General features: G+C 40.0%; 10 protein-coding genes. 6 read left to right on the top strand and 4 right to left on the bottom strand.

What is annotated here, in order from left to right:
• The 5 genes from miaA (at position 1) to hflC (ending at position 4,708) form a co-directional block, all read left to right on the top strand.
• On the top strand, positions 1-942 hold the full coding sequence (miaA, locus tag ACOI22_RS08640) for a tRNA (adenosine(37)-N6)-dimethylallyltransferase MiaA (protein WP_420671621.1): 942 nt from the start codon (positions 1-3) through the stop codon (positions 940-942).
• 67 nt (positions 943-1,009) lie between these two features.
• The gene (hfq, locus tag ACOI22_RS08635) at positions 1,010-1,255 is read left to right on the top strand and encodes an RNA chaperone Hfq (RefSeq protein ID WP_420671620.1); all 246 of its coding nucleotides are present in this window, start codon (positions 1,010-1,012) and stop codon (positions 1,253-1,255) included.
• A gap of 18 nt (positions 1,256-1,273) precedes the next feature.
• On the top strand, positions 1,274-2,560 hold the full coding sequence (hflX, locus tag ACOI22_RS08630) for a ribosome rescue GTPase HflX (protein WP_420671619.1): 1,287 nt from the start codon (positions 1,274-1,276) through the stop codon (positions 2,558-2,560).
• A gap of 108 nt (positions 2,561-2,668) precedes the next feature.
• Positions 2,669-3,823 (top strand): FtsH protease activity modulator HflK, encoded by a 1,155-nt coding sequence (hflK, locus tag ACOI22_RS08625; protein WP_420671618.1) that lies wholly within the window; start codon positions 2,669-2,671, stop codon positions 3,821-3,823.
• 3 nt (positions 3,824-3,826) lie between these two features.
• Positions 3,827-4,708 carry a protease modulator HflC gene (hflC, locus tag ACOI22_RS08620; protein WP_420671617.1) on the top strand — a complete coding sequence of 294 codons (882 nt, stop codon included), beginning with the start codon at positions 3,827-3,829 and terminating at the stop codon, positions 4,706-4,708.
• Positions 4,709-4,780: 72 nt separating this feature from the next.
• On the opposite strand, the gene ACOI22_RS08615 is transcribed toward hflC, so the two are convergent.
• From ACOI22_RS08615 to ACOI22_RS08600, 4 genes are read right to left on the bottom strand one after another with little or no spacing between them, the layout of a single operon-like run.
• Positions 4,781-6,913 (bottom strand): EAL domain-containing protein, encoded by a 2,133-nt coding sequence (locus ACOI22_RS08615; protein WP_420671616.1) that lies wholly within the window; start codon positions 6,911-6,913, stop codon positions 4,781-4,783.
• A gap of 1 nt (position 6,914) precedes the next feature.
• Complete coding sequence (locus ACOI22_RS08610) at positions 6,915-7,406, bottom strand: Rab family GTPase (protein ID WP_420671615.1); 492 nt, start codon at positions 7,404-7,406, stop codon at positions 6,915-6,917.
• Between the two features lie 36 nt (positions 7,407-7,442).
• Positions 7,443-9,185, bottom strand: a complete 1,743-nt coding sequence (locus ACOI22_RS08605; RefSeq protein WP_420671614.1) for an OmpA family protein — start codon at positions 9,183-9,185, stop codon at positions 7,443-7,445.
• Positions 9,186-9,234: 49 nt separating this feature from the next.
• A complete protein-coding gene (locus ACOI22_RS08600) occupies positions 9,235-9,768 on the bottom strand; it encodes a hypothetical protein (protein WP_420671613.1) in 534 nt (177 codons plus the stop codon).
• 262 nt (positions 9,769-10,030) lie between these two features.
• Here ACOI22_RS08600 and ACOI22_RS08595 point away from each other — a divergent pair, with 262 nt between their 5' ends.
• Complete coding sequence (locus ACOI22_RS08595; RefSeq protein WP_420671612.1) at positions 10,031-11,641, top strand: AbgT family transporter; 1,611 nt, start codon at positions 10,031-10,033, stop codon at positions 11,639-11,641.
• Positions 11,642-11,710: the final 69 nt, after the last annotated feature.

Here is an 11,710-nt window from a genome sequence, read left to right as displayed (position 1 = left end):
ATGCTAACACCTGAATCAGTAAATAAAGCCAAAGTTATTTGTATTATGGGGCCAACGGCCTCTGGTAAAACAGCCTTAGCGATTGAAGCATCAAAAGCCTTAAATGCCGAAGTAGTCAGCGTAGATTCAGCGCTTATTTATAAAGACATGGACATAGGCACGGCAAAACCTGATGCAAAAGAACAAGACGGTGTACCGCATCATCTTATTGATATTGTCAGCCCTGAAATAAGTTACAGCGTTGCTGATTTTATAAAAGATGCGCAGTTAGCGATAGATGACATACTCAAACGTAACAAATTACCTATTTTAACCGGTGGTACTATGATGTACTTCAATGCCTTAATAAAAGGCTTAAATGAGTTACCACCAAGTGCTCCAGAAGTGCGAGCACAAATACAATCTGACATTGAAGAGTTTGGTTTACCCGCAATGCATGAGCGATTAGCTCAAGTAGACCCGCAAAGCGCTGCACGCATTCACGCGAATGATTTACAACGCACAACGCGCGCCCTTGAAGTGTATCGTGCTAGTGGTAAAACCCTCACGCAGTGGCAACAAGCAGAAAAATCGCAACTACCTTACGATTTCGTGCAATGTACCATTATGCCCAAGGAACGAGCCGATTTGCACACCAATATAGCCCTTCGATTTGATCAAATGCTAGAAAATGGTTTGGTAGAAGAGGTGCGATATTTATGCGAAAAATATAACCTGCATCCTGACATGCCATCCCTTCGTAGCGTAGGCTATAGGCAAGTTTGGCAGTATTTGCAAGGGGAACTCGACTATAATAATATGCGTGAACGAGGTATTATTGCTACTCGGCAACTGGCTAAACGTCAACTCACGTGGTTGCGCGGTTGGCCTGATGTTTTGGCCTTAGAAAGCGGTGATAATTCGAATATTAACAAGCTAGTACAAAAATTAGGTGCAACCTAAGGTATATTTGGTGTACACTGAATTCAGTCAGGTTGAACCACCTCATAATAATAAATAAGGACGACTAATGGCGAAAGGTCAGTCTCTGCAAGACCCATTTTTAAATGCACTTAGAAAAGAACGAATCCCAGTTGCTATATACCTAGTAAATGGTATTAAACTACAAGGCCAAGTTGAATCTTTTGATCAGTTTGTTGTGTTGCTAAAAAACACAGTAAGCCAAATGGTTTATAAACATGCTATTTCAACGGTTGTGCCATCTCGCGCAATAAGCATGCCTACAAACCATCCAGAAGACGGCGCCGCCGAATAATTATATTGGAGTTATTTTTTGTTTGATCGTTACGAAGCCGGCGAACAGGCCGTGCTGGTACATGTTGATTTCTCTGACGAACAAAACAAAGAAGATATAGATGAATTACAAATGCTCGTATCTTCTGCGGGTGTTAACAATGTTGCTATAATTACAGCTTCGCGCGCAGCCCCCTCTGTTAAATACTTTGTGGGCAGTGGTAAAGCCGAAGAAATAGCTGATACAGTTAAAGCCCTAGAGGCTGACGTTGTTATCTTTAATCATGCTCTATCTCCTTCGCAAGAAAGAAACCTAGAAAGTTTATGTAAATGTCGAGTCCTCGACAGAACCAGCCTAATTTTAGATATATTTGCGCAACGAGCTCGAACTCATGAGGGTAAATTGCAAGTTGAATTAGCGCAACTACGTCATTTATCTACACGTTTAATCAGAGGGTGGACTCACTTGGAACGCCAAAAAGGCGGAATAGGCTTACGTGGGCCAGGTGAAACTCAGCTTGAAACCGACCGTCGATTATTACGCGGGCGTATTAAAGCCATTTTAAGGCGCTTAGAGCGTGTTCAAAAACAGCGTGAGCAAGGTCGTCGTTCCAGAAAGCGAGCAGAAATTCCTACGCTTTCTTTAGTGGGTTACACTAATGCTGGAAAATCAACGCTATTTAATACTATCACTGAAGCGGGTGTATACGCCGCAGATCAGTTATTTGCGACTCTTGACCCAACCCTACGCAAAATTGAATTAAACGAAGTAGGCCAAGCTATATTGGCTGATACAGTAGGTTTTATTCGCCATTTACCACATGATCTTGTAGCTGCATTTAAAGCAACGCTGCAAGAAACTCAAGAGGCAACCTTGCTATTACACGTGGTTGATTACGCCGATGACCAATATTTAGAAAATATGGATCAGGTGAATGAGGTTCTTGAGGAAATTGACGCTGATGAAGTACCTCAATTAGTAATTTGTAACAAAATTGACCGTTTAGAAGGCGTAGAGCCTAAGATTGACCGTGATGATGAAGGCCGTCCAGTAAGAGTATGGCTTTCGGCGCAACAGGGAATAGGGATTGATTTATTAAAAGATGCCCTCACTGAATGTTTACGCCAAGAAATGGTTAATTACGAATTACACGTTCCTCAATCAGACGGAAAGGTACGTGGTATGTTGTATGAGCTAAATTGTATTAGCTCTCAGAGTTATGCTGAAAACGGTGATTGGATTGTAAATATTACTATGCTAGCCGCTGATTGGCATAGAATTGACAAAAAATTAGAGCATCGATTGAGCGATTACATACAAGAATAATGTGTAGTGAGAATTTATTTTTACTAAAAAGACAATCTATTCGCAGAATGAACTAGTATATACTTTATGTAACTTTTATTTAGAACTGTTAACTTTCGGAGTAAACGTATGGCTTGGAATGAGCCGGGTGGTGATAAAAACGACCCTTGGAAAAATCGCGGTGGAAAAGAGCAAGGTCCACCTGATATAGATGATGTGTTAAAAAATCTTTTTGGAAAATTTTCAAAAGGTGGCAATAACAATGGTGGCGGCAAATCTGGAGGTCCAAGTTTATCGGGCAAAGGATTTGGTTTAGTTGCCGTTCTCGCAATTATCATTTATTTGTTAAGTGGTATTTATACGGTAAAGGAAGCTGAGCGCGGCGTAGTGTTGCGGTTCGGTGAATTCCACTCTTTAGCTCAACCGGGTTTACAGTGGCGTTTAACTTTTATTGACCGTGTAATTCCAGTTAATATTCAAAGCATCCGTGACCAGGCTTCATCGGGCTCTATGTTAACCGAAGATGAAAACGTGGTTAGTGTTGAAATGGAAGTGCAGTATCGTGTTGTTGATCCAAAACAATGGGTATTCGCAGTGGTTTCTCCTGAGCAAAGCTTAAGCCAAGCATTTGATAGTGCGATACGTTATGTAGTGGGCCATTCAAAAATGGATGACGTACTTACTAATGGTAAAGAAGCAGCTCGTCAACGCGTACTTGAGGAACTTCAAAGCATTATTGAACCTTACAACATGGGTGTAGATTTAATTGAGCTTAACTTTACAAACGCTCGCCCGCCTGAAGAAGTGCGAGCCGCTTATGATGATGCAATTGCAGCACAAGAAGATGAAGAGCGTTTTATTCGTGAAGCGGAAGCTTATTCAAGAGAAATTGAGCCACGTGCACGTGCACAAGTGAATAGAATGAACGAAGAGGCGCAAGCTTACAAAGAACGTTCTATTCTAGAAGCGCAAGGTGAGGTTGCTCGTTTCGAAGAATTATTACCGCAATTTGAGGCGGCGCCAGTGGTAACTCGCCAGCGTATCTACTTAGAAACGATGGAACAAGTGTTCTCTAGCACAACCAAAGTGATGATAGACACTGAGGGGAGCGGTAACATGATGTACCTACCTTTGGATAAAATCATGGAAAGACAAGGTAGTTCTGGGGGTGCGAATGTAAGTAGAACCTTAGAAGGTTTACGCAATCAAGGAGCTGACTTACAAAGCCAGTTACCAGACTTACCAGTAACTCGCAGCACTTCTAATCGCTCAGGGAGAAACTAAATCATGAAAAATTTATTAGCAGTTGTTATCGTGATTATAGGAATACTTTTATACAGCTCATTATTTGTTGTGTATGAAGGTACCCGCGCGATTAAAATTACCTTTGGTAAAGTTGAAGGGCAAAGTGATGGAACGGCCGTAATTTACGAACCAGGCCTTCATTGGAAAATTCCAGTATTTGACCGCGTTCAACCATTAGATGCCCGCATCCAAACATTGGATGAGCGTGCTGACCGCTTTGTTACCAGCGAAAAAGAAGATTTGATTGTTGACTCATATGTGAAGTGGAAAATTGAAGATTTTGGTCGTTATTACTTATCTACCGGTGGCAACAAAGCGCAAGCTGAAAGCTTACTGAAGCAAAAAGTAAATAACGGCTTACGTTCTGAGTTTGGTACTCGCACAATTCAGCAGATAGTGTCTGGTGAGCGTAGTGAACTAATGGATTCTGCTATGAGCCAAGCGTCGGGTAGTTCTGATGAACTAGGCATACGTATAATTGATGTGCGAGTTAAGCAAATCAACTTACCTATTGAGATTAGTAACTCCATATTTGACCGTATGCGCGCTGAACGTGCTGCTGCTGCCCGTGAATATCGTTCAGAAGGTAAAGAGCAAGGTGAAATTATTAAAGCGAACATTGATGCTCGCGTTGAAATAATGCTTGCTGATGCCGAACGTAATGCACGCCAGTTAAAAGGTGAAGGGGATGCACAAGCTGCACAAATTTATGCGCAAACCTATAATAAAAACCCTGAGTTTTATAGCTTTTTAAGAAGTATGGATGCGTATCGTAACAGCTTCAATAGTAAACAAGACGTACTTGTGGTTGAGCCTGACAGCGACTTTTTCCGTTATTTAAATTCAAGTAGCGGTAAAAAGTAATAAGTAAGTAAACAAAAAAAACCGAGCGTTAAGCTCGGTTTTTTTATGTTTACATAATAAAGTACATGCAAGTTAATGCTTAATAAAGTGCATAAAATCTTTAATAGGAAGTGCCTTGGAATATAGGAAGCCTTGCGCATTTTGGCACTGATCACTCAATAGCATGTTTTGCTGCTCAGATGTTTCAATACCCTCTGCAATAACATTCAATTTTAACTTTTGTGCTAACGCAATAATCGCTTCTACAATTGCGTGGTCACCTTCATCAGTTGCTATATCTATTATAAAAGAGCGGTCAATTTTTAGTGTATCAATAGGCAAGTTTTTCAAATATGCCAATGAACAATAACCGGTGCCAAAATCATCAACAGAAATAGACAAACCAATTTGCTTTAACTCACGCAGAAAAGCACTTACTTTGTCATGGTTTTTAATCAGAACGCCTTCAGTTATCTCTAAGTCTAATAGCTGAGGGTCTATGCCCATTGTTTCAAGGTTAGTTTTAATAAAGCCTACTAGGTTTACATCGTAAATTTGCTTGGGCGAAAAATTAACACTAATGGGTATATGAATATCTTGTTCGGCTAATTGTTTTAATAACTCACAAGTTCTTGCAATTACCCAGCGCCCCAATACGTTTATCATATCTGAATTTTCAGCAACGGGTATAAACTCATCAGGCATCACTAAATCGTTGCCTAGCTTCCACCTCAATAAAGCCTCTGCTTTCACAACCTTACCAGATTTCATATCAAAAATAGGCTGTAAGTAAATTTCTAACTCGTTGTTATCAATAGCTAAGCGAATTGCCTCACCTAATAATACGCGTCGTTTAGAGGCTTTCTTAATTTCATCATTAAATAGCTCAATGCCCGAACTTGATTTTAGTTTTGCTTGGCTAAGCGCTAAATCTGCAAAATTTAATAATTCCTCAGCACGGCTTGAATCTTGTGGATATTGGGCAAGCCCAATTTTTACTGATAACTCACATCGCCTAAAATCAGACGTATACAAAGTTTGTTCACACGCAGTTCGCAGTGACTCTGCTATTGCTAAAGTATCTTCTTCGAAACTTCTTCCCTTTGACACTAAGTCGCTTGGGTTTTCATATCTAACTATCATGAATTCATCAGCGCCAAAGCGGGTAATAAAGTCACTCTCATGTAGTTCGCTAGAAATACGCTTCGAAACTTGTTTAAGAAGTTCGTCACCGGCTAAATAGCCATACACCTCATTAATATTTTTGAAGTTTACTATGTCAATATTAATAAGAAAAAACGGGCTTTCATCATTGATGCTTGTTTGCAAGCTCTGCCAAAAGTACTGCCTATTGGGCAAGCCTGTTAAGGGGTCGTGTAAGGCTAGCGTTTCATTGGTTTGCAATAAATGTTTTAAGCGGGTTTGATCGCTCAAGCTTATTATCCAATTACTTATTTTCCCATTAGGTGCCACAACAGGATTCACATTTACTTTGATCCACTTACTTGAGTTATGAGGCGTGTGAAAAAACAGTTCTCCCTGCCAAGGAATGTTAGCTGTAAAAATATCCTTTTCAGGATATTGGCGCTCAATATTATCTTTTAAGTCTGATAAAATTTGATGATGACTTTGATGTTCCGGCTGATTAAAAATTTTGTAAGTAACGGGATTAATATCCTGAACATGTAAATGATGGTCGGTGATAATCACGCCTATACTAGCAGACCTAATAGCTTCGTGAAGTGGCAGGCGGCTTTCATTATTTGCGTTGTCTACTAGCAAAGAGTGCAAACGCTCATTTAAATAATCATGGCGTTCAACCATATTGTCATTTGATATAGAAAGCTCTCGTGCTATTTGCAAGGTTTCTCGACGTTCAAAATAAAACTGCTCAGCATTTTTTATGATAAGAAAATGTTCGCCATCTATTTTGCAGGCAAAAGCTTCAAGATATAGGGTGAGTTGCGGAAGTTCTTCGGTCCAAATACCACTGCCTAAATTGTCATTTTGGTCGCTTGATTGCCACAATTGGTTTGCGTCAATTAAAAAATCAGCCAAAAATAAAGAGGTGTCTCCTAATTCAAAATTATGTTGGTTTTTTGCGTTAGGAATTAAAGCGCTTAGCCAATCACTTCCGCCTTCTTTTAGCTCAAATGAGCCGGTTTCATCACGTAATAACACGGCACAGTCCACTATGCCTAATGTTGATAATATTGAAGCATTCATTTTAATAGGTCACTATATTGGCTAGCGCATCAAACATTTTACCAACGTTACTTCCTGTTTTAGCACTGGTTAAAAATACGTCTTTAAATTTCGAAGCTTGTTTTTGAAGCTCAGCATCATCCCAATTGGTAGCGGGCACTAAGTCATTTTTGTTTAAAACCAATATGGCTGGAATATCAGAGTGGTTTCGGCAAATAGATAAAATATCCATTACTTGTGCCAAAGAAGAAAAACGTGTTTGATCGCACACAAATACCAGTGCTGACGCACCTCTTAAATAGCGTGGATTAAACCCGCAGTATTCATCTATACCCTCTAAATCCCAAATCATTAGTTGCACCGGGGTGTATCCAGAAGAAACGAGCTTTTTGTCAATCTTCACGCCTATTGAGGTTTGATATTTCTCAGAGAATATACCCTCAACATATTGCTTGATAAGACTGGTTTTACCCACACCAGTGGGTCCCAAAATACAAACCTTCTTTTGCAACATAAGCGCTGTTTTTTCCTATTTATTATATGAGCATGTTCATAAGTTATTATAAATTACAGTAATTAAAGCTTTTCTGACATTAACATTTTGTTGTTCAACGTTAATATTACCATGGCCAGATGCTAGTACATCGTTTTCGCCTAAGCCGGCACTAATGAGGACCTGCTTCGTATTTTCTGCCCTTTGAAAACTCAGTGTGTCGTTTACTTGCGCGTTACCTACTTGATCACTTGTACCTATTACTAGCAATACGGCTTTCTGATTACGCTGATTTGCGTATTGCTGCAATAGTTTCGCTTTTTCAGCCACTTGGCTTAATTGCTTTAAATGCGATGGCTCGATTTGCGCACTCGCAACAGAGAACGTAAGTTGTAACTGCCCTATTTCTGCAGCCAGAACATTAATAGCTTGGTTTAAAGCTTCGCTACTTGCCTCATTCAGAGAACCTAAAACATTAAATTCTAGCGAATAGTTGTTAATCCCCGGTATTTTATTTAATTGTTCAAGCAGTGAATAATACTCAGAAGTATTGATACTACCTGAAATAGTATTATTTGCTTGATTTAAATTAATATCAGAGAAGGGGGCTATTGCTCGAATAATTCTTTCGTTAATAACATTAGGTGCCAAAGAAACATAAGGTATTTCAGTTATATTTAGCCATTCATGATTAACCTTTGCTAAGGCTAACCAATCATTTGTTGGCATGGCGTGTGGGTCACGCAGTACGGATACATCAATATTATGTACCGCACTGTGCTTTGCATTTAGCAGTACAATTCCTTGTTGGGTACCCAGTGTTTCAATCCGCTTAATAGCGCTATTGGTTTGCCAATTTAAAAATACCCAGTACGCAGCGGCACTTAATAATAGCAACATAAATAAAGTCGCTAGAATAGGTTTTTTCTGTTTAGTGGGCTGCTTTTCTTCCGCAATCAAACATTCACTAAGTTCGCTATGAGCAGGGTCAAATATACTGTTATCACCTTGGTAAGCTTTTAGTTCTTTCGAATACAACGAGTGAATGTTTTCTAAAGTGGCCTGCAATTTGTGCTTAGCTTTGGGCGATATATTGCCTGTAACCGCAGCAACTAAATAAGCACTGGGGCCCTTGCGCAAATAGAGCGTAAAATTATCGGTTTTAATTTCATCTAAATATTCGCCGCTGGTTTGAGATGAGAAAGAATCACTCACAAAATCATTGATAGCAGTAAGCATTGACGATACTAAGTCAGAGTTTTCATCATTGAGCGTGCTGATGCTAGCTGAATTAAGCAACATCCCGGTTTCGCGGTGAATTAATAGAACTTGCTGAATTTGAAAAAGATAGGTTTGTGAAGCTAGGTATCGTGAGTAGCTAACCCCCGCACGCCATGCTTTAAAGCGCCAAGCCATACTTTTAAAGGTAACGCTTTTCTCAATTAACTCATTGGTTTTTTCTATGAAATCACGAAGCAAGGCAGTTGTATATTTGCGTACCAAATCACCCACTAATGGATAAAGTGAATCAATAAACTGAGCGCGATTTTGACTTATGGATTTTTGAACAGATTTTTCAACGATAGGTACTAAAACTTTACTAAGGCTTTGGTCTTTTTGCTGCCTATCGTGAAGCGCTTCTGTAAACACTTTGCTAACATAATCACGCGCATTTTCGTCGTGTCTTTTCGCTTCTTTTTGAAAAGCCTGGGCATTTATAATTGAGCGAATACGCTCTAGCTCGCTTTGAGCAAGTTTGCTATCGGGTTGATTCGGTTGGCTCGCTTTAGATTCTTTCATGTGAAAGTCCGTTTTTATTAAGCCAAATATGTGCTTGGCTTAATAAAAACTAGTCGTCTGCGTCAAGGTTGCTAGCCATTGTTGAAAGCAACAGTGCAAGTTTTTTACGGTCAGTTTTAGAGCCTGACAACTCTTTTGTTACTTGCTCTAGTTTTTCCAATATTTCTAGCGTAGCTTTATCCACATCGGCTTCTAACTTAGTAACCTCGTCATCAATACGCTTGTGTATAAGTGTAGAGTCATCTTTTGATGCGTTTTCAGCCATTTCTAATTGGCTTAACATGTTATTTTGAGATTGCATCAGCTCGGCTTTGTCGCTTTCTTGTACGTTAGCTAAATCGTTAATTTGCGTGAGCATACTTTCATGCTGTTTATTTAATGAGCGCTCTAAAGCCGAGAAACGCTCGTCAAAATTGCTTTGCAAGGTTTGGGTTTCTTGAGCTAATAGTTGGCTAAGCTTGTCAATTCGCGAGTCTAAAGCTTGTTTTGCTTGGCCAAAAACAAGTAAGCGAAGTTGCTCAAGTTCATTAAGTGCCTCGTTTGAGGCGTCTTGTGAAGTGACTGTGTCAACATTACTCGACATAATTTCTTCCTTGGTATACAAAGCTGGAAAGTTATAAAAATACAGTAATTTCACCACACTTTGTATCGTTTTTTTTTCGCTATACGTTTATGTATCAATACCTTGATGTTTAAAACATGAAAAATAGCGAAAATTTAGGTATGATTTTGCTTATGCAAAGTATATTCAAGCTATTAATAGCGAAGAACATTGCGCAACATAATAATAATCAAAAAAGTAGTGTGCATTTAATTGCATACTCTCAATATATAACGAGGCCGTTTTGTCGACCAATAATAAAAATAATAACAATGCAATTGAACCAGCAGCACAACCAAGCGGTTGGTTTTCACGTTTTTTGGCCACTGTAGAGTGGTTTGGAAATTTACTTCCTCATCCAATTACTTTATTCGCCATACTCTCTATTTTCATTGTATTGCTAAGCGGAGTGCTAGCATACTTTGATATAAGCGTGCTTGATCCTCGTCCTGAGGGAGCATCGGGGCGCGCGGCAGATGGCGTAATTCAAGTGGTGTCATTACTGGATGCTGATGGTTTGCGCAGAATCGTCACCGGCTTAGTGACAAACTTTACCGGATTTGCTCCCCTTGGCACGGTATTAGTTGCCCTGCTAGGGGTATCACTGGCGGAACATTCGGGCCTGTTAAGCACCATAATGCGCTCAATGGTAATGAACGCATCTAAACGCAGTGTAACCATTGTAATAGTGTTCGCTGGTGTGTTGTCTAACACAGCCTCTGAGCTAGGCTATGTGGTAATGGTGCCGCTTGCTGCTATGATCTTTCATTCATTAGGCAGGCATCCATTGGCGGGCTTAGCAGCGGCCTTTGCTGGTGTGTCAGCAGGGTATAGCGCCAACTTGCTAATAGGTACGGTTGACCCTTTACTCGCGGGATTTACTGAAAGTTCGGCGCAAATCATAGACCCAAGCTATACGTTAAGTGCTGAAATTAACTGGTACTTTATGATTGCTAGCACATTTTTAGTGGCTGCGATGGGCGCATACGTGACCGAAAAAATAGTTGAACCGCGCTTAGGTGTTTACAACCCGAATGAAGCATCAATTGACTTAGGCCAGCAAAAACTTGAAAAACCCAGTGCACTTGAAATAAAAGCGATGAAATGGGCGGGATTAAGTTTTGTTCTGCTTCTTGCATTACTTGCCCTTACCGTTGTTCCTGAGAACGGGATTTTGCGCAATCAGGAAACCGGTTTAGTCAAAGGCTCGCCATTCTTAAAAGGTATTGTGGTATACATTTTCGTTACCTTTGCAATTCCTGGCTTTGTGTACGGGAAAATTGTTGGCACGATGAAAAATGACCGTGATGTTATTGATGCCATGGCAAAAAGCATGAGCTCTATGGGCTTATATATAGTATTAGTATTTTTTGCAGCGCAATTTGTTGCGTTTTTTAAATGGACAAACCTAGGCACCGTGTTAGCGATTAAAGGGGCTGCCGCGCTTCAAGCAACCGGATTAGACGGTCCTGAAGTGTTTGTACTGTTTATATTAATGTGCGGCATTGTTAACTTATCCTTAGGCAGTGCATCAGCGCAGTGGGCTATTACAGCCCCTATCTTTGTACCCATGCTGATGTTAATTGGCTATTCACCGGAAGTGATTCAAGCGGCTTATAGAATTGGTGATTCAGTCACAAATGTTATTACCCCAATGATGAGTTACTTCGGCTTAATATTAGCCATAGGTGTACGTTATAAAAAAGACTTAGGCATAGGTACGCTAATAGCCACCATGCTGCCATACACCTTAGTATTCATAGTGGGTTGGACCTTATTGTTTTATGTGTGGGTGTTCATGTTTGGCTTACCAGTAGGGCCAGGTGCGCCAACTTACTACCCAGTTGCAGGCTAAATAATTAAAGGCCTGATTTTGGGTAGTCCAAAATATGACATTAAGCGTATTTATTTTATAGCGTTATAA

Source organism: Glaciecola sp. 2405UD65-10, assembly GCF_048820975.1.
Classification (GTDB): Bacteria; Pseudomonadota; Gammaproteobacteria; order Enterobacterales; family Alteromonadaceae; genus Glaciecola.
The sequence above is the reverse complement of the archived record's forward strand: the minus strand, read 5'-3'. Positions and strand labels throughout refer to the sequence as shown.

Bases quoted from the DNA above. Each gene is read 5' to 3' on its own strand.
- miaA (WP_420671621.1), top strand. From the start codon at position 1: ATGCTAACACCTGAATCAGTAAATAAAGCCAAAGTTATTTGTATTATG.
- hfq (WP_420671620.1), top strand. From the start codon at position 1,010: ATGGCGAAAGGTCAGTCTCTGCAAGACCCATTTTTAAATGCACTTAGA.
- hflK (WP_420671618.1), top strand. From the start codon at position 2,669: ATGGCTTGGAATGAGCCGGGTGGTGATAAAAACGACCCTTGGAAAAAT.
- hflC (WP_420671617.1), top strand. From the start codon at position 3,827: ATGAAAAATTTATTAGCAGTTGTTATCGTGATTATAGGAATACTTTTA.
- ACOI22_RS08615 (WP_420671616.1), bottom strand. From the start codon at position 6,913: ATGAATGCTTCAATATTATCAACATTAGGCATAGTGGACTGTGCCGTG.
- ACOI22_RS08610 (WP_420671615.1), bottom strand. From the start codon at position 7,406: ATGTTGCAAAAGAAGGTTTGTATTTTGGGACCCACTGGTGTGGGTAAA.
- ACOI22_RS08605 (WP_420671614.1), bottom strand. From the start codon at position 9,185: ATGAAAGAATCTAAAGCGAGCCAACCGAATCAACCCGATAGCAAACTT.
- ACOI22_RS08600 (WP_420671613.1), bottom strand. From the start codon at position 9,768: ATGTCGAGTAATGTTGACACAGTCACTTCACAAGACGCCTCAAACGAG.